This window comes from Mycolicibacter algericus DSM 45454 (genome assembly GCF_002086455.1).
Taxonomy (GTDB): Bacteria; Actinomycetota; Actinomycetes; order Mycobacteriales; family Mycobacteriaceae; genus Mycobacterium; species Mycobacterium algericum.
The window spans coordinates 1-19,300 of sequence record NZ_MVHC01000045.1; the positions used below are offsets into that span (position 1 = coordinate 1).

At 60.2% G+C, this 19,300-nt stretch carries 15 protein-coding genes and 1 pseudogene; 15 read left to right on the plus strand and 1 reads right to left on the minus strand.

Annotated features, from left to right (window positions below; translation table 11 throughout):
- Positions 1 to 73: 73 nt before the first annotated feature.
- Positions 74 to 1,063, plus strand: a pseudogene (locus tag BST10_RS21020) (IS4 family transposase); the annotation flags it as partial.
- A gap of 237 nt (positions 1,064 to 1,300) precedes the next feature.
- Here BST10_RS21020 and BST10_RS21030 read toward each other — a convergent pair.
- Positions 1,301 to 2,194 carry a VOC family protein gene (locus BST10_RS21030; RefSeq protein ID WP_163762345.1) on the minus strand — a complete coding sequence of 298 codons (894 nt, stop codon included), beginning with the start codon at positions 2,192 to 2,194 and terminating at the stop codon, positions 1,301 to 1,303.
- A 649-nt stretch (positions 2,195 to 2,843) separates the two neighbouring features.
- On the opposite strand from BST10_RS21030, the gene BST10_RS21035 reads away from it, so the two are divergent.
- The 14 genes from BST10_RS21035 (at position 2,844) to mhpA (ending at position 19,207) form a co-directional block, all read left to right on the plus strand.
- Complete coding sequence (locus tag BST10_RS21035; protein ID WP_165757223.1) at positions 2,844 to 4,451, plus strand: bifunctional 3-(3-hydroxy-phenyl)propionate/3-hydroxycinnamic acid hydroxylase; 1,608 nt, start codon at positions 2,844 to 2,846, stop codon at positions 4,449 to 4,451.
- A gap of 91 nt (positions 4,452 to 4,542) precedes the next feature.
- Positions 4,543 to 5,502: an alpha/beta fold hydrolase gene (locus tag BST10_RS21040; protein ID WP_083040495.1), complete on the plus strand. Its 960-nt coding sequence runs from the start codon at positions 4,543 to 4,545 to the stop codon at positions 5,500 to 5,502.
- Positions 5,503 to 6,115: 613 nt separating this feature from the next.
- On the plus strand, positions 6,116 to 6,883 hold the full coding sequence (locus BST10_RS21045; protein ID WP_083040496.1) for an MlaE family ABC transporter permease: 768 nt from the start codon (positions 6,116 to 6,118) through the stop codon (positions 6,881 to 6,883).
- Entirely contained in the window at positions 6,880 to 7,731 is an 852-nt protein-coding gene (locus BST10_RS21050) for an ABC transporter permease (protein WP_083040497.1), read from the plus strand. Before BST10_RS21045 ends, BST10_RS21050 begins: the two co-directional genes overlap by 4 nt.
- A 58-nt stretch (positions 7,732 to 7,789) precedes the next feature.
- On the plus strand, positions 7,790 to 9,097 hold the full coding sequence (locus BST10_RS21055) for an MCE family protein (RefSeq protein ID WP_235673615.1): 1,308 nt from the start codon (positions 7,790 to 7,792) through the stop codon (positions 9,095 to 9,097).
- Positions 9,098 to 9,137: 40 nt separating this feature from the next.
- Positions 9,138 to 10,166, plus strand: a complete 1,029-nt coding sequence (locus tag BST10_RS21060; RefSeq protein ID WP_242665680.1) for an MCE family protein — start codon at positions 9,138 to 9,140, stop codon at positions 10,164 to 10,166.
- Positions 10,163 to 11,518 carry an MCE family protein gene (locus BST10_RS21065; RefSeq protein WP_083040500.1) on the plus strand — a complete coding sequence of 452 codons (1,356 nt, stop codon included), beginning with the start codon at positions 10,163 to 10,165 and terminating at the stop codon, positions 11,516 to 11,518. Before BST10_RS21060 ends, BST10_RS21065 begins: the two co-directional genes overlap by 4 nt.
- Positions 11,518 to 12,831, plus strand: a complete 1,314-nt coding sequence (locus BST10_RS21070) for an MCE family protein (protein ID WP_083040510.1) — start codon at positions 11,518 to 11,520, stop codon at positions 12,829 to 12,831. Before BST10_RS21065 ends, BST10_RS21070 begins: the two co-directional genes overlap by 1 nt.
- The gene (locus BST10_RS21075; protein WP_083040501.1) at positions 12,818 to 13,957 is read left to right on the plus strand and encodes an MCE family protein; all 1,140 of its coding nucleotides are present in this window, start codon (positions 12,818 to 12,820) and stop codon (positions 13,955 to 13,957) included. Before BST10_RS21070 ends, BST10_RS21075 begins: the two co-directional genes overlap by 14 nt.
- A gap of 3 nt (positions 13,958 to 13,960) precedes the next feature.
- Positions 13,961 to 15,421, plus strand: coding sequence for an MCE family protein (locus BST10_RS21080; protein WP_083040503.1), 1,461 nt, complete (start codon positions 13,961 to 13,963; stop codon positions 15,419 to 15,421).
- On the plus strand, positions 15,388 to 16,092 hold the full coding sequence (locus BST10_RS21085) for a hypothetical protein (protein WP_083040504.1): 705 nt from the start codon (positions 15,388 to 15,390) through the stop codon (positions 16,090 to 16,092). Before BST10_RS21080 ends, BST10_RS21085 begins: the two co-directional genes overlap by 34 nt.
- Positions 16,093 to 16,143: 51 nt before the next feature.
- Positions 16,144 to 16,797, plus strand: a complete 654-nt coding sequence (locus tag BST10_RS21090; protein WP_083040506.1) for a hypothetical protein — start codon at positions 16,144 to 16,146, stop codon at positions 16,795 to 16,797.
- Between the two features lie 132 nt (positions 16,798 to 16,929).
- Positions 16,930 to 17,565, plus strand: a complete 636-nt coding sequence (locus tag BST10_RS21095; RefSeq protein ID WP_083040512.1) for a CAP domain-containing protein — start codon at positions 16,930 to 16,932, stop codon at positions 17,563 to 17,565.
- 61 nt (positions 17,566 to 17,626) lie between these two features.
- Complete coding sequence (gene mhpA, locus BST10_RS21100; RefSeq protein WP_083040508.1) at positions 17,627 to 19,207, plus strand: bifunctional 3-(3-hydroxy-phenyl)propionate/3-hydroxycinnamic acid hydroxylase MhpA; 1,581 nt, start codon at positions 17,627 to 17,629, stop codon at positions 19,205 to 19,207.
- Positions 19,208 to 19,300 lie beyond the last annotated feature (93 nt).

Consider the following 19,300-nt stretch of genomic DNA (forward strand, 5'->3'; position numbering starts at 1 on the left):
CCCCACCTCAACTCAGCGACACGCAACCACCGTGATCAGCCACCCAACCACGCACTCTCATTTCTGAAGAGCCGGTTTGTCGTGGTCAGAGCAGTGGCAGGTGGAGTATCAGCCGCCGAGCCGGTCGGCGATTTTTCAGGCCCGTGCCCGATTGGGGCCCGAGCCGATGGAGGCGTTGTTTGAGCGCGTCGCAGCGCCGATCGGTGGAGATCGGACGGTGGGGGTTTGGCTGGCCGGGCGGCGATTGGTGGCGATCGACGGGACGTGTTTGGACGTGGCCGACACGCATGCCAATGTCGAGCATTTCGGTCGGCCCGGGGTGAACAAGGGCGAGCGGGCGGCGTTCCCGATGGCACGGATCGTCGCGATCGCCGAGTGCGCGACGCATGCGATCTTCGCTGCGAGCGTGGGCAGGTATTCGCAGTCCGAAGCCGCGTTGAGCGAGGCTGTCCTGGGCGGCCTGGAATCGAACATGCTGTTGATTGCCGATCGTGGGCTTTTCTCGTACACGTTGTGGCGCACTGCGACAACTTCGACTGGAGCTGATCTGTTGTGGCGTATCCGAACGGACAAGACCGGCCCGAAACCGGTGTTCGTGGCGGATCTGCCGGACGGATCATGGCTGGCGGATCTGCAGCAGACGCATTCGGCGGCCGCGCGGCGGGCGGCTCCGATGCGCATCCGGGTGATCGACTACACGATCGACGACGGCCGGGACAATCCCGAGGTGTACCGGCTGTTCACCACCATCCTCGACCCGAACGAGGCCGCCGCGGTCGATCTGGCCGCAGCGTACGCCCGGCGCTGGGAGATCGAATCGGCTTTCGATGAACTCAAAACCCACCAGCGCGGACCCCGCACAGTCCTGCGGTCAAAGTCTCCAGACCTGGTCTACCAGGAGATATGGGGCCACCTGTGCTGCCACTTCGCGATCCGGTCGGTCATGGCTGAGGCAGCCGCACACACCGGCCACGATCCAGACCGGGTCAGTTTCGTTGCTGCCCTGCGGATCACCCGGCAGTCCATCGCCCATCAGGGCGATTTTTCCCCCTCGCGACCCTGACCGGGCCGACCGCAGCTGGCACACCTTCATCCGCAGACTCATCGCCCGGATCAACCCTGTCCTGCGGCAACGCTCCAACCCTCGCGTCGTCAAGCGTAAATACACGAAATGGCACGTCAAACGGGATAAACACGCCCATTGGCCGCAACCATCACACCCAGCCCGCCACACCATCTCAAATCGTTAACTTAACGGTATTGGGACTAGTATAGGATTAGCACCGCAAAGCCACGTTGCTTACGCCTTGGTCGCGCCACCCGGGTGGTGGCCCCAGGCACTGATTTGGTCGTACCGAACGACCTCCCAGTCGTCGTTCACGGTCACCGCATCGGCACCCAACTCGAATTGCACACCGCCAGGGCCTGCACTATAGAAGCTGAACATCCGGTCGTTCGGATGCTTGCCCAAGTCGCGCGCGATTGAACAGTTAGCCTTCAGTGCGCGATCGTAGGCGTGACCGACATTGTCCATCGACACCGTCTCGATCATGATGTGGTCAAGCTTCTTGGGCAATTCGGGCACCGGCACGAACACACACGCCAGCGAATGGTGCCTGCCGTTGCAATGGTAGAAGTTCGCGCTCACAGGCAATCCGCCCATCTCGATCTCCAGCCAATCCGACAGCTTCAGACCCAGCGCCTTGACCACGAACGCATCGGCGGCCTCGAACTCGGCGCGCCCACCGGAGACCCAGAAAACTACGTGGCCCATACCGAGGTCGCCGGTAAGGAAGCCGCCTGGCTGCAGCGGCGACAGGAAGGGCTCGTCAGCATCCCTTAAGCCCCGCGCGATCTCGATACGTACCCCCCAAGGCGCGGTTACGTAGACCATCTGCTCCACACGGCGTGCAGTGATCTCCTCAACAGAACCGGGGGTCGCGTCAAAACCGGCATCGTGCAGCCTGGCAACGGATGCGTCGAACTCTGCGCGGTCGGCCACCAAGAAACCCGCATACACAACATCGTCGGCCTCACCGGACTCGACCACAAGGCGATGGACTTTGTCATCCATACGCCAGGTGGATACTTGATCGGCTGCAGGACGGCCCGGCATCAGGCCGAGCACATCCGCCAGATAGCCACCAAAAGCCGCTGGGTCGGACACCTCGAGTCCCACGTATCCAAGTTCCATATATTTCGTACTCCTCTGCCTCATATTTCGTATTGCTCTGCCTCGCGACGGGCCGCGGTGGACTTCTCCAATGCAAGCTACTTCATGACCGGTCCTGTGTACAGATACCGATGCCGGTCAGAGCCAGACCGGTTCTAGCCCTGCAGCGTTCGTGCGGTCACAGCCTGCTCCGACACCCGCCGCTTAGCGGCACTCGGCATCTAAGTCGCCTCCGAGCCGGTGGCCAAACCTGCCAGAACGTCCGGGAGTCCAGTCGCGGCTCACAACATCCTGTATGCAGTTTGGGTTATAGTGAGAGGCGTGAGGCACCCCACCCCGCCCGCGGCGGGTAGCGCCACGTCACACTCGCCTGCGGATCTAAAGCACGCCGCCGGTTGTCCGACGTGGCGCATCTGTCGTGGCGGCCAGCCGGCGCCTTCGCCGGCTTGGCCAATACACGCGACAGGGGTGCGCCAAAAGTTGCCAAATGTCGATACCAGCCCAGCTAACGCTGGCAAGAAAGGGGCTCGAGGATGAGTCAGCAAGGTGCACCCCGTGTGGTTACGCTGTTCCAGCTGCTGCCGGCCGGGATCGTCCGCAGCGTCACAGTAACCGGTTCGGTGCTATGACAATGGTTGACGGGTCGCAGTCGGATCGGACGAAGGTCGGCATGACGGTCACCGAGGCAGACGCGGGAATATACGACGTCGCGATTGTGGGATACGGCCCAGCTGGCGTGACCGCCGCCAATCTTGCGGGCCAACTGGGGTTGCGCACGGTGGTCGTTGAGCGCGATGCCGATGTCTTCCCCCGCCAGCGCGCTATCTCTATAGACGCTGAGTCTTTGCGCATCATTCGCAATCTCGGACTCTACGAGTCGGCAACGGCCACCATGCACTGCGGCACGACGATTCAATTTACCGGCCTCGATGGCAACCCATTTCTCTCCGTTCTACCCATTCCCACTGAGCATTGCGCTGAGACACAGGCCAACTTCTTCCACCAACCGTGGCTCGAGGCGGTTTTGCGCGAGGGTGTGCAGCGCTGGTCTAGCGTCGACATCAAGTGCGGCTGGGAATTCCGGGAAATGGACCAGTCCGACGACATGGTCACAATCCGAGTCTCCAACGTCGATACCGACAAGCAGGCAACACTACGGGCTCGTTACCTACTCGCGTGCGACGGAGGTAGCAGCGTGGTACGCAAGCAACTCGGAGTCGCATTCGCCGGCGACTCCTACTCGGAGCAATGGATGGACGTCCAGGCTAAGGTGAAGCGGCCACTGAATCGGTCGCCGCATTTCCAGTTCATCTGCCTACCCGAGCGCCCGGGCGTCAGATGCCCATGTCCGGGAGGTTACTACCGCTGGGAGTGGCGCATCAACAAGGATGAAGACGCAGAAGAGCTGCTCAAGCCCGAACGTGTCTGGCAGATTCTGGCCGAGGATGGCGTCACCGCCGACGATGTGGAGATCGCTCGGATGTGGAACTACACGTTTCATGTTCGCAAGTGTCAGCAGTGGCGCGTTGGTCGAGTCATGATGGTCGGCGACGCCGCCCACGTCATGCCACCATTCGCTGGGCAAGGATGTTCAGGAGCCTTCCGCGACGCAGCCAATCTGATGTGGAAGATCGAGGCTGTCGTGCGAGGGCGCGCCGACGACACGCTGTTAGACACATATCAAGCTGAACGGGCGCCCCACCACGATGCGATGGCGGCATCCGCGGTACGTATCGGTCGAATCGTCATGCCTCCCAACCGCTTTATTGCCCGCATTCGCGACGTCGTTCTGCGTCTGGCACAGCGAGTACCGGGAGTCGAAACCGCGCTCAGCGAAGCAATACTGCGCCCTGCGCCACTCACTCAAGGATTCCTCGCACTACCCAGCAAGCCGAAGAAGGCCAATACGGTCGGCCACCTGATCAAAGCTGTGACCGTGGCCACGCCCGGAGTCCATCTAGTGCCGATTGATGAAGCGCTTGGAATCGGTTGGGCGATCCTGGGTCTCAACGCTACCGCTGATGAACTTCCCGAGGAGTTTGTCGAAGCATGGAAACGGTTCGAACCCCGGTACCTGACCGTGCGCCCAGGAACTTCGGTCGTCCTCGACGGTGAGATCGGCGATCCCTCCGGACAATTGTGGCAGTGGATGACCCGCGGTAAGGCGCGGTTCGTCATCGTGCGACCCGACCGTTACGTATACGCCGCTGTCGCCACGACTCTCGACCTACCCAACCCCGCACCGGAACCCGCGGTGGCATCGCAGCCTCGTCGCTAGTCGAAATGCGTTGTGCGGCCCTGGGGGACGAGTTTAGTTGGCCTCTAGGACTCGCCCATCACGCTCCCTTCCCGCGAAAGGAACCAAAACCATGACAAATAACGCCGACCACCGGACCGCTGAAACGCTAGAAAAAGTCCGCCATCGCAACTTGCGCTTAAGCGACATATCGATGCACATAGCCGAAGTCGGCGAGGGACCAACTGTGATCTTTCTGCATGGTTTTCCCGAACTGTGGTATTCGTGGCGCCACCAACTAGCCGCACTGGACGCCGCCGGCTACCACGCCGTGGCCCCCGATCAGCGGGGGTACGGGACCTCTTCCGTTCCGGGCGAAGTCACCGATTATGACATCGCCCATCTAACCCGGGACGTCATCGAACTCATCGACGATCTCGGGACCCGGCGCGTCACTCTCGTCGGCCACGATTTCGGCGCACTTGTTGGCTGGGCCACCGCCCTCGAGTATCCCGACCGGATTGCCGGCATCGCCGGACTATCGGTGCCCTACGTTCCCCGCACACCAGTACGGCCGACTGAATATTTCTGCGACTTGATGGGCGAAGACTTCTACATGCTGTGGCTTCAACAACCCGGTGTGGCCGACTCGGCTTTCGCCGCCGACATCGAACGAGCACTCGCAGGCCAATGGGTAAGCGACCGTCACCGTTGGCAGTCGGGACCACCCCCGGCGCGATTTCCGTGGCGCGACGCCGAGGACCAACAAATTTATATCGACGCGCTGCAGCGTAATGGCTTTACCGGACCACTTAACTGGTACCGGAATTTCGACCGCAACTGGGAGATACTCGCACCTTTGGAAGGCGCAACCATCGATTGTCCCGCGATGTTCGTTGCTGGCGGTGACGACCCAGTGCTGCAATTCATGCCACCATCGATGATGGACGGCTACGTGACCAACCTGCGGGTGTCGGCAATTTTGCCCGGGTTCGGTCACTGGATTCAAGAAGAAGCACCCTCGCTGGTGAACCAGTACCTCTTGGACTTCCTGCAGCACGTACATGCGGAGAACACCACCAACCGCGGTTGAACCATTGCCGACCGGCACCCACCTGGCAAGTCACGAGGCCGAGGCCGCGCACCATAGGCGTCGGGCGGCCCTGTCCCAATCCCCGAGCTTCTTGGAGCCACGCCGTCTACTCGGCCGGGCAGGGCGTCGGTCCTTGAGCAATCGGCACACGGTTACCAGCGGGGTCACTGGGTGGCGACAACGACTCGAAACGCGCGTTTCCCCGGTCGCCCCGACCCCAGGTCGCCCATCCTGTATGTAGTCTCGCCTATTTTGAGAGCTCCAACCCCGTCCAAAACAAGGAGACTTCGTCAGTCTGCGCATGTCGACACTGTTGCGTCGGATAATCCACATCGTTACCTGTACACAGAAGGGTTTGTTGGCGTATGCTCGACCAACCTGCGCAGCGAACCGCATCCACCCAGAGGACCGCGTTGAATTACCAAACGATCGACGACCACTCCCCCATGTCGGAGCCGCCACGAAACTGTTATGCCCTGATGCAGAGATCGCCACGTTCGCGAGCATCGGACGGCCGCGGCCTCATTTCGCACAGCACGGGAACCGGAGTTGTAAGGGTTGGTTGTAAGGGCCGTGGGTCAGGTGGCGCAAATCAACTCATCGCAGGCGACCAATGACTGTCACTAAGGCGGTCAGCAGACCCGTTGGCGCTGTGGGCGATTTCTTCATCATGACGGTGTCCACGTTAAGACTTGTGCCGCACCGCCCCTTCGCTTGGCGGGAACTCCTGCTGCAATCGTGGTTTGTCGCGCGCGTTTCGATCCTGCCGACCCTACTGCTTTCGGTACCGTTCACCGTGCTTTCAGTTTTTACCCTCAATGTGTTGCTCATCGAGTTCGGCGCCGCTGACTTTTCCGGGTCGGGAACCGCGCTGGGTGCGGTCACCCAAATCGGACCGATTGTTACGGTTCTGGTAGTCGCAGGCGCCGGAGCGACGGCGATGTGCGCCGACCTTGGCTCACGCACCATCCGCGAGGAACTCGACGCTATGCGAGTCCTGGGTATCAATCCAATTCAGCGCTTGGTCGTCCCGCGGGTCCTGGCCGCCACGGTGGTGTCAATGATGTTGTCGGCCGTGGTTATCCTGACTGGAATCATCGGTGGATTCATCTTTTCGGTGTTCATCCAGCATGTCACCCCCGGTGCTTTTGTCGGCGGCATAACTGTGCTTACCGGGCTCCCGGAGTTATCCATCGCACTGATCAAGGCGGGACTCTTCGGCCTAACCGCCAGCATGATCGCTTGCTACAAAGGCATCTCGGTCGGCGGAGGCCCAGCCGGAGTTGGAAACGCCGTCAACGAGACGGTCGTCTACGCGTTCATGTCGCTATTCGTCATCAACCTCATCACGACCGCTATCGGCGTAAAGGCGACGCGATGAACGTAATTGCCCCACGCCATCTTGCCCGAACACGCCAGTACACAATCCGGGCGCTATCCCGCTTCGATCAGTTCTCCTACCAGATTGTGTTTTACGTTCGCACCTTGGCTTACGGCAGTATTGCACTGAGAGACTATCGCACCGAAACGCTGCGCCAGATTGCCCAAATGGGTTTGGGCACAGGCGCGTTGGCGATCGTTGGCGGGACGGTAGGAATCGTCGGTTTCTTGACTCTCTCGGCCGGTTCCATCATCACTGTGCAGGGCTACGACGCCTTATCCGGTGTAGGTGTGGAAGCGCTCACTGGATTCTTGTCAGCCTTCTTCAACAGCCGCGTGGTTATCCCCCTCACTTCGGTCATAGGATTGGCGGCCACCATTGGGGCAGGTGCAACCGCCCAACTCGGGGCCATGCGCATTAACGAAGAGATCGACGCGATGGAGGTCATGGGGATCCGCTCCGTGGCCTACTTGGCCTCCACGCGTGTGCTCGCGGGCGTCATCGTTGTCGTCCCGCTGTATTGCATAGCTCTGTTCGCGGCATTCGTCTCAGCCCGATCATCGACGGCGTTGCTGTTCGATCAGTCGACTGGCGTCTACGACCACTACTTTCGGACCTTCCTCAATCCAACGGATCTCTTGTGGTCGCTGTTGCAGGCGGGGGTGATGGCAGTGGTAGTCATGCTCGTCCATACCTACTACGGATTCAATGCCGCCGGTGGTCCCAGCGGCGTCGGTGAGGCGGTGGGGCGCGCCGTCCGTACCTCACTTGTTGTCGCGGTGCTGGTTCTCCTGATGATGTCGCTGGCGGTATACGGCCGCACTGGCAATTTCACGTTGGCTGGGTGACTTCTCCGTGCAGTACTCCTCAGAGCGCTTTCTCAAACTGCACCCACGATGGTGGGCCGTGATCTTCGTGGGCCTACTTGGAGCGTTCGTCGCGCTGTCCACCGCATTGTTCAACAAGAGCTTCGATTCGACGGTCCCGGTGACGCTAACCTCTGACCGCTCCGGTCTTGTTATGGAGACCGGCTCCAAGGTCAAGCTGCGTGGTGTTCAAGTCGGTGAGGTCAGATCCGTGCTCGGCGGAAAGGGGCCAGTTGCACTGAGACTCGCCATCGACACCGACCAGATGCGTTACATCCCCGCTAATGTCGACGCTCAAATCCGCGTAACCAGCGCCTTCGGCGCAAAATTTGTTGATCTCATCTACCCTGAGCACCCCGCGCAGAGCCGATTGGCGGCTGGCGCGGTGCTGACCTCGCGCAACGTGACCACTGAGGTCAACACTGTTTTCGAGAACCTCACTACCCTGCTGCGTACTGTCGACCCTGCCAAGTTCAACGCCATTTTGGGCGCTCTCTCTCAGGCGTTCCGCGGGCAAGGCCACACTATCGGGCAGGCCATCACCGACACGAATACCGTACTGGGCGCATTGAACCCTCGTTCGGAGACTTTTCGCCAGGATTGGCAAGCGCTGAAAGGGTTCAGCGATGCGTACCGGTCCGCGGCCCCAGACTTCGTCGCCACTCTCGCTGCCCTCTCCACGACCAGCGCCACGCTCGCCGCCCAAGCTGACGATCTGGACTCTTTGCTCCTGAATACCATCGGACTTTCGGGTGCAGGTATCACCCTGTTGGCACCCAACATCTCCAGTCTCTCGACCGCGATTAACACGCTTGCTCCCAGCACTGAACTGCTCAGGAAGTATCACCCGTCCTATACGTGCCTGCTGCTGGGCGCCAAATTCTTCCTCGATAACGGCGGCTACGAAGCTGCCGGCGGCGACGGCAGAACCCTGCTGATGGATAGCAGTCTGATGCTAGGCCAGGATCCCTACCGTTATCCCGATAATCTCCCAATTGTCAATGCCAAGGGGGGACCCGGCGGCAAGCCTGGCTGCGGTTCACTACCCAACGTTGACGAGGGCTTCCCGGTGCGACAGCTAATCACCGATACCGGCTGGGGAACTGGCATGGACATCCGGCCAAACCCTGGCATCGGCTTCCCCGGCTGGTCGAACTACCTCCCAGTAACGCGAGGAGCCCCCGAGCCGCCGAGCATCCGTGACTTCGGGGGCCCCGCTCCAGGTCCAATCCCCTACCCCGATGCACCCCCTTACGGCGCTTCGCTCTATGGCCCGGATGGGACGCCGCTCTACCCTGACGTGCCCCCACCGCCGATACCGCCTCAACCTAACTCACCAACCCCATGAGTCAATGCCCCCACCGGCCTACACAGCGAAAGGCGCTGTTGTGAAAGACAACTTGGCAAGCGCCGCCCGGCGCATGACTGTATTTGCTGCGCTGTGCCTGTCAGGCCTTGCAGCTCTCGTCGTCGTGTTCGGCCAGTTTCGATTCAACTCCACCGCTACTTACTACGCCGATTTCAGTAACGTCTCGGGACTCGAACAAGGCAACTTCGTGCGTATCGCCGGTGTCGAAGTCGGCAAAGTCGGTCAGATCTCAATTGGTCGCGACGCCAGGGTGCGTGTCCAGTTCCGCCTCGACAGCAGCGTGATGCTCGCTGCCGGTGCCCAAGCCATCATCCGCTACGACAACCTCATCGGCGGGCGCTACATCGCCTTGCTCCAAGGCCGGCCCGGGTCCAGCCGGCTACAACCAGGCCAGACCATCCCGTTGGCCGATACGGCGCCCGCGCTCGATCTTGACGCGCTCATCGGAGGGTTTCGCCCCCTGTTCCGGGCGATCAGCCCGGACCAACTCAACGCCTTGTCGAGTCAACTCATCTCAGCGTTTCAAGGCGAAGGCGACGCGATCAACCGAGTTCTGGCTCAAACCGGTCAACTCACCGCTACTTTCGCCGACCGCGACCAACTCATCCAACAAGTGATCACCAACCTCAATACCGTCGTGGGCTCGATCGCGGGCCAAGTCACCCAGTTCGATAAGGCTGTCGACGCAACCGGACAGATCATTTCGACACTCACGGAGCGCAAGACAGCCATCTCCGACGCCGTTGCCTACGGGAACGCCTCGGCGGCACAAGTTGCCGAACTGCTTCGCCAGTCGCGTGCACCGTTCAAAGATGTGGTGACCCAATCGGACCGTGTCAGCTCACTTGTGGCCGCCGATAGCGCATACGTCGACGACCTTCTCAATACTCTGCCCGACACCTATAAAGCTTTGGCACGGCAAGGGATTTACGGTGACTTCTTCAGTTTCTATATGTGCGACGCAGTGCTCAAACTCAACGGCAAGGGCGGCCAGCCCGTCTACGTCAAGCTGGCCAGCCAGCCCACAGGACGGTGCGCTCCCAAATGAAACCCCTCGATCAGCGCAACCCCGTCGCGGTCGGCGCCCTCGGGTTGGCCCTGACTGTGGGTATTGTCGGGGCTGCCGTTGAATACGACAAGCTTCCCTTTGTCAGTTCCGGAACCACCTACCAGGCCTACTTCGCTGACTCCGGTGGACTGGCACCGTTTGCTGCCGTCCAGGTTTCCGGATTTCGAGTCGGGCAGGTGTCCGGAATCGGGCTGGACGGCCAACGTGTCGTGGTTACCTTCCATATCGATAACGATGTTCGTATCGGAGATCGCTCCGAGGCGGCGATCAAGACGAAGAGCTTGCTCGGTACCAAGGTACTTGAAATCACGCCCCGCGGTGACGGTGAGCAAAGCGGGCCAATCCCGTTGGAGCGGACCACATCGCCATACCAGCTTCCGGATGCCCTCGGCGACTTGACTGCGACCATCAGTGGCCTAGACACCGACCAGATATCCGAATCGCTGGCCGCCTTGGCCGACACTTTCCGCAACACGCCCGAAGACTTGGCCGGTGCCGTGCAAGGACTTTCCCGATTCTCCCAATCAGTAAACGCACGTGACCGGGAGTTGCGTCAGCTAACGGTCAACGCGCAAAAGGCCACCGCAGTGCTGGCGAGGCGCAGCGACCAAGTAGTGGCACTGATCGCCGATGCCAATGCACTGCTAGTTCAGCTCCAAAGTCAAAGCACGGCACTAGATCAGCTTACTGGTCATATCTCGGAGCTATCGCGTGAACTTTCGGGCCTCGTCGACGACAACCGCACCGTGCTCAAATCTGCCCTCGACAAGCTGAATGATGTCCTCACAATCGTTGACAACCGCAAAAACCAAGTCACCCAGTCCATCAGACTCCTCGGTGATTATGCCATGTCCTTCGGCGAATCGCTGTCATCTGGGCCCTTCTTCAAGGCATACGTTTCCAACCTACTACCCGGACAATTCCTGCAACCCTTCGTCAGTGCAGCGTTCTCCGACCTCGGCCTCGATCCCAACGTACTGCTGCCCTCCGAGCGCACCGACCCTCAGACCGGTCAACTTGGCACACCACCACTCCCAGTGCCCTATCCGCGGACAGGACAAGGCGGTGAACCTCGGCAGACGTTGCCCGAAACGATCACCGGCAACCCTGGAGATCGTCCCTGCCCACTCCCCGGGCCCGGTTGCTACCCCTACCGCGAGCCGCCGCCTGCGCCACCCCCCGGAGGCCCACCACCCGGCCCACCGGCCGCCGAACCTCATCGGCGCCAATCGAGTCCCGAACGCCCGGAGGAGGTCCTTGTACCGGCACCAAACAAAGTCCCGGCTACCGACGCACCGACACTAAACCAACCCGGGGGGACCCCGCATTGATAACAGTTGCAGCACGGCGACTCATCCTCGCTACAGTTCTCACTGTCACTCTGATCGGCGGGCTTGCGATCGTCTGGGCGCGCTCCACTGAATCCGGGCGAATCCATATCACTGCCTACTTTGACACGACCAACGGCGTCTTCGTCAACGACGATGTGCGCATCCTCGGCGTCACCGTCGGGAAGATCGAACGGATCGAACCCGAGCCCCAGCGCGCGAAAGTCTCTTTTTGGGTCGACTCCAAATATCAGATCCCCGCCGACGTAAAAGCTGTCATATTGTCGCCATCCTTGGTCACCGCTCGCGCTGTCCAACTCACCCCCGCGTACAACGCAGGGCCAACCCTTGCCAGCAACGCCGTAATTCCTCAAGAGAGGACCGCCGTCCCAGTCGAATACGATGCTTTCCGGCAACAACTCAAGAAACTCACTGATAGTCTCCAGCCGACCGAACTCGACGGTGTCAGCAGGCTAGGTTCACTCGTCAACACCGCGGCCGATAACTTACGTGGGCAGGGCACCCATATTCGTCAAAGCGTCATCGAACTCTCGCAGACACTCTCGGCGCTCGGTGATCACAGTAACGATATCTTCGGCACCGTCAAGAACCTCGCCACACTTGCCGACGTGCTGCATGGCAGCACCGAGCAAATGATGCAACTGAACAAGAACCTGGCCGAGGTCAGTGGCATACTCGCCAGCCATCCCAACCAAATCAGTAACGCCGTCGACGACTTCGGATCTGCCGTCGGCGATGTCAAGGGATTCCTTGCCGAACACCGCGATGCGCTCGGCACAACCTCAGATCGCCTCGCCTCGATCACCACAGAAATCACCAACCACCTCGACGACCTTAAACAAACGCTCCATGTCGCGCCCACCACATTGTCCAACTTCATCAACATCTATCACCCCTCTCAAGCGGCTCTGGCCGGCGCGCTAGCGTTGAACCAATTCTCCAACCCGATAACGTTCATATGCGGCGCCATTCAAGCCGCATCACGCCTCGGTGCCGAACAGGCGGCCAAACTTTGCGCACAATATCTTGCTCCCATAATCAAGAACCGCCAATACAACTTCCCACCGATCGGGCTGAATCCATTCGTGGGGACGATCGCCCGGCCCAATGAGGTCACCTACAGCCAAGACTCGCTGCGGCCCGACAACGTTCCGCTTCAAACAGATCCGACCACACTGGAGCCCCCATCAACACGGGCACTCGAGACATCCCCCGCAGAGGCCCGAACAGCTGATCCCGCTGATGGGTTTCCCGGCCTGATGGCACCTCCGGGAGTAGCGAATGAACACTCATAGCATCCGCACCGCGCTGTCTTTACTACTGATCGCAACTCTCATGGGCGCACTGTCGAGTTGCGGTTGGCGCGGGCCGAATTCCCTTCCCCTGCCCGGCACACAAGGCCGCGGGACAGGCGCCTTCACGGTCAAAGCACAACTGCCCGACGTCAACAACATCCAGGAGAACTCACGTGTGCGCGTCGGTGACGTCACCGTTGGCTCCGTCTCCAAGATTGAACGCGAAGAGTGGCACGCCCTGGTGACGATGCGACTCAACGGCGATGTCGAACTGCCCGCGAACGCCGTGGCCACCGTCGGACAAACCAGTTTGCTCGGCTCCCTACACATCGAGCTAGGCCCTCCCGCAAACGTAGCCCCACAAGGAAAACTCCATGACGGGGCAACGATTCCGCTGTCTTCAGCCGGCACCTACCCCTCCACGGAGCAAACCTTGACCGCGGTGTCACTGTTGCTCAATCACGGTGGCATCGGCCAGATCCAAGACATCACCACCGCCTTCAGCACAGCCTTGAGCGGTCGTGAGAACAACGTCCGTACCCTCATCGGCCAGCTCGACACCTACACCGGTCACCTCAACGACCAGACCAGCGATATCATCGCTGCCGCCGACAGCCTCGACGGCCTCATGCGCCAACTGGCCGAGGATAAGCCTGTGCTAGATAAGGCATTACGCACCATCCCGGATGCGCTGAACGTACTCAAACAGCAGCGCCTTAATCTGGTTGACGCTGCTGACCAGTTCAGCAAATTCAGCGCACTCTCGGCCGACGCTGTAGACCAAACCAAAGCCAACTTTATCAACGAACTACGTGATCTAGTCCCAGTTCTGGACTCACTGGCCAACGCCGGGCCTGCCCTGACCCGCTCACTGAGCTTTCTGGCCGATTTTCCCTGGCCCAAGGAAACCGTCCAGAACTGGTACCGCGGTGACTACGCCAACGTAACTTTGATCCTCGATCTCACCCTCAGTCGACTTGATGCGTCGTTCCTCACCGGCACCCGATTCGAGGGAAACCTCACCGAGCTGGAGATGCAATGGGGCCGCACCATCGGCCAATTACCCAGCCCCTACACGGCCGTCAACCCCCTGATCGCGCCCTACCACTTTGAGCAGGGGCCCTGATCAATGCGCCTTACACCACAGATCAGGATCCAATTGGCCATCTTCGCGGTGATCGCCGTCATCGGCGTCTGCTTCACCGGTGTGCACTACATCGCCCTACCCGAAATGCTTTTCGGCATAGGGCGATACAACGTGGTGCTCGAACTCCCGGAAGCGGCCGGGCTTTATCCAAGAGCCAATGTTACCTACCGCGGCACCGAAGTTGGTCAGGTCCAAAGCGTCAAACTCACCGACACCGGTGTTCAAGCCCACCTGTCGTTGCAATCCAAAATGCACATACCGTCGAATCTCCAAGCCGAAGTGCACAGCCAAACCGCCGTCGGTGAGAACTTCGTGGCGCTGCTCCCAAGAGACACCACCTCAGCGCCCCTACACGACGGCTCGGTAATAGCAGCTAGCAACGTCTCTGTCCCCGAAGACATCAACACACTACTGGACGACACTAACCGGGGCCTGCAAGCAATACCGGGTGATAATCTGCGCACGGTAATCGACGAGACCTACACCGCCGTCGCCGGACTGGGTCCTGAACTATCACGCATAGTCAGGGCTTCCAGCGAATTGGCCGCGGCCGCCTATGCGGACCTCGACGCCCTCAAGACTCTCATCGACCGCACCCCACCGGTGCTTAACAGTCAGACCCACAGCGCCGACGCGATCGGCGCGTGGAGCGCCCACGCCGCAGCAATCACCAACCAACTTCGTGACCGTGATCAATCCCTTCGCAGCATCCTGCACGACGGTCCCGAAGCCGCTGATCAGGCCCGTCAGCTATTCGAACGGCTACAACCAACTCTTCCGGTGCTCCTGGCAAACCTGGTCAGCATCAATGACGTCGCGATCACCTACCAACCCAACCTCGAACAGCTACTCGTGTTGCTGCCCCAAGGCACCCAAATCATGCAAGCGCTTCTCACCGCCAATCGCAACACCAAACAGACCTACACGGGCGCCTACATCAATTTCAACCTCAACCTCAACCTCCCTCCCGTGTGTAACACCGGATTTCTTCCACCGCAACAGATCCGCGTTCAGAGCTATGAGGACTACCCTGACCGCCCTCCAGGCGACCTGTACTGCCGAATCCCGCAAGACGCGCCCTTCAACGTGCGTGGTGTGCGCAACACACCGTGTGAAACCAAGCCCGGAAAACGTGCGCCCACCGTGCAAATGTGTGAAAGCGAAGCGGATTACATTCCCCTCAACGACGGCACGGCTTGGAAAGGTGACCCCAACGCCACCTCGACGGGCCAATCCGTTCCCCAGCCCCGCACCCCATTGCCACCCGCAGCGGCTGTCCCGTTCGATACACCGTCACCGCCACCAATCGCCGCAGCCGAGTACGACCCGATCACAGGCGAATACATCGGACCCGACGGAAAGCATTACCGCCAAGGCGATCTGGCCCGTCCGCAGGAGCAGGAGAAGACATGGCAAACACTATTGGTCCCGCCGACCAGCTGACTCGGCATCCCGAGACCGGCGAGACCAGCACACCACCGCCAGAACGGAACGACGACACCAAAAGTACAACCGGCGCGGACGGAAGCACAAAGACCCGGCCGGACGTCGAAGCACACGCCGTCCTGCAGCACGACCGAACGGAGACGGACAGTAATGATCTCTCACCGCTGAAGACAAGCTTCTCGCGAGATCAACTTTCCCATTCTGCGACCGTGCTCATCGTCGTCGCCATGGTGGCACTGGCCTCGCTCGCGGGATCGCTGACGATCAGCGCCTACCACTCCCGTCACGATCAACGCCAGGGTCAACAGTTCCTTCAAACGGGCAGGCAGGCTGCGCTGAACCTCACCACCATCGACTGGCAACAGGCAGACACCGACATCCAGCGCATCATTAACTCGGCTACTGGAAAGTTCTACGACGACTTCTCCACGCGCGCGCAACCCCTGATCGATGTGGTCAAACAGGTCCGGTCCAAATCGGTCGGCACCGTCACTGAAGCCGGTATCGAATCCGAAACCGAAACCGCAGCTCAAATCCTCGTCGCTGTCAGCGTCAAGACCACGACGGCTGAAGCTCCCGAACAAGGCCCCAAGGCCTGGAGGATGCGCATCGCGGTTCAGAAGGTCGGCCACGACACCAAAATCGCGAACGTCGAGTTCGTCCCCTAGCAGGCCCACCAGACGTTCGCCCCCGGAAGAGCCGAAAGGACCCACCACATCATGGTAAGTACCACTCGAGACACGGGACCTACCGATGACTCCACCACCCACGTCGAGGAGCAAGCCAACCTGGACAATAACCCAACAGCTGTCGACAAAGGCCGCCAGGAGAGCCCACCATCTTGCCCCATCGTCAACAACACGACAACCACCAATAGCGCAGGGACTCAACAGCACCGGATCCGAGTAGCAATCCTGTCACTGCTACCAGCCCTCACGCTGCTGTTCACGTTGGCAGCGGCATTCGGCCGGTGGCAAACTACTTATGCCCACGAAACCAAGAGCGCGACAATCCAAAGTGTCCAAGCCGCCCGTGACGCAGCTACAGCGCTGTTGTCATACCGATTTGACACGGTCGGCAAGCAGCTCGACGACGCACGAGACCGCCTCACCGGGTCGTTCCTCGACTCCTACACGTCGCTGACGCGCGACGTAGTCGTCCCCGCGGCACAGCAGAGGCATATCACGGCCGAGGCCACCGTTCCCGCAGTCGCCTCCGTATCGACCAGCGTCGGCCACGCCGTCGTGCTCGTGTTCGTCAACCAATACGTCACAGTCGACAATGGCGCACCCACCCAGACCAATTCAGCCGTACGCGTCACCCTCGAAAAAGTCTCGGGCCGGTGGCTGATCTCCGGTTTCGACCCGGTCTAACCCGCCGCGCACGGAACACCCGTAACTCCACCAACCAAGTCGCCAGTGAGCGCGAAAGGCGGACCGATGAGGATCGACTGGTTATACACCGGCGTGACAGTACTGACCGTGACCGCTATCACGGCAGCAGAGATGGCGGCACCGACAGCAACCGCACACGCCGATAACGACAACAACACCCTTGTCGTGAACAACAAGCGACTCAACGACAGCGTGGTGGCCAATATATACACCGTGCAACATAAAGCCGGCTGCAGCAACGATGTCAAGATCAGTCCGCAACTGCAGTTGGCTGCCCAGTGGCATACGCACGATGTGCTCAACAATCGAACCCTTGACGGCGACACCGGCTCGGACGGCTCGACGCCGCAGGCCCGCGCTGATAGTGCGGGCTTCCATGGCAAGGTGGCCGAAACGGTCGCAATTAACCCTGCCCTAGCCATCAATGGCATCGAAATACTTAACCAATGGTATTACAATCCTACCTCCAAAGCCATCATGAGCGACTGCGCCAACACGGAAATAGGAGTTTGGTCGGAGAACAGTTTTGATCGGACCGTCGTCGTCGCCGTCTACGGGCAGCCGGAGCAATCTGGCAGGACGAAAACACGACAACAAAGCAGCACAGAGCCAACGCGTGTTGTGCCCGAGAATGTTCCAATCGATCCCAGTCCCGACTACGACGCCAGCGACGAAATCGAGTTCGGTATCAACTGGTTTCCGTGGATCCTGCGTGGCGTCTACCCACCACCTGCGATCCCGCCGTAGTAAGAGGACCGTCGATCAATGAAATGCGAGCAGGAGTATCCAACAGTTAGGACCACAGGCTATGACTACCATTGATGCAAGTGACTTTGACTTCGACGTTGCCGTCGTCGGTTACGGCCCTGTCGGCCAAACCACCGCAGCGTTACTCGGCCAATACGGACACCGCGTTCTAGTCATCGAGCGTCACCTCCAGCCTTATCCCCTACCCCGGGCCGTCGGATTCGATGGCGAAGTCCGCCGCATCTTTCACCGACTCGGCATGGACGCCGACATCGAAACCGAAACCGTACCCGTCGACAAGTACCGTTGGTTCGGAGCCGATGGCAATCCGGCACTGGAAATAGACTTCTCCGCAGCACATCCATCAGGATGGGCCACATCCTATCTGTTTTACCAACCCGCGATTGAGCACGCCCTCGATCGCGCTGCGCGCCGACACGCATCCGTCAGAGTCGAGCGCGGCTGGGAAGTCCAACGTGTCACTCAGTCCCCCGACCACGTCCAACTCGACCTACTCCCAACGAATTCGACCGAATCTCCGTCGGCGGACAGACCCCGAACAGTCAACGCACGCTGGGTTATTGGTGCCGACGGCGCCCACTCCATTGTCCGCTCATCCTCAACAATCTCACTTGACGATTTCGGCTTCAGCGAAAACTGGTTAGTTGTTGACATCCGACCCCACGACATATCCGCTTTCAAAGAACTCCCCCGGCTAGCGCAACTATGCGATCCGAACCGGCCCAGCGCCATGATCGCCAACGGACGCACTCATCGACGTTGGGAGTTCATGCTACTTGAGGGCGAAGACGCCAGCGACTTCACTGAACAACGCGTCTGGCAGCTGCTCGAGCCCCACGCGACACCTGATACCGCAACACTGGTCCGCCACACCATCTATCAGTTCCGCTCACTCAGCGCACAAACCTTGCGGGACAACCGGATCCTGCTAGCCGGCGACTCCGCGCATCTGATGCCCCCCTTCATGGGTAAGGGAATGTGCTCTGGCATCGCCGACGCAGCCAATCTCGCGTGGAAGCTCGACCTCGTGCTGCGGGCTCTCGCCCCACCCCAACTTCTCGATAGCTACACCCTGGAACGCAAACCCCTCAACGACACCGCTATCCAACAATCGTTGCTCATGGGCCAGCACAGCTGCATTCTTGATCCCGCACAGGCAGCGCGACGGGATGCCGCCCTCCGCGCCGGTGCGGTCCCGCCAACGCCGCCCTTCCCCGAGATTCTCGACGGAATCTGCTGCCGCGCAACCGAAAATAGAATGAGCGGGGCCTATGCGATACAACCGCTCTTGCGGACCCCAGCGGGGGCTTCTTGGTGTGACGACCTCACCGGCCCGGCTTTTGCGCTCATCACCACCGTTGGACATCCGGCCAGCAGCCTCGGCCCGAAACGTACCCAGTTTCTAGAGACAATCGGCACGCACTTGATCACCTTGGATCCCGACCAACCGTCGCACTACGGCGATATCGATGGGCGCCTCTCACATTGGCTCTTGCAGAACGCTGTTACGGCGGTACTTATCCGGCCTGACGGATATACCTTTGGCAGCGCATCCGACTCACATTCACTTCGGCGACTTGTCGACCAACTGCGAACACAACTTGGGGGTCCGTCAGATTAACGGTGTAAGTGGCATCTGAGCCGTCCCGGTAAGTCCGGAGACTCCCGATCTTGGGAGGATTCGAGTTATGGGACGTGCAAGCAGGTATCCCGC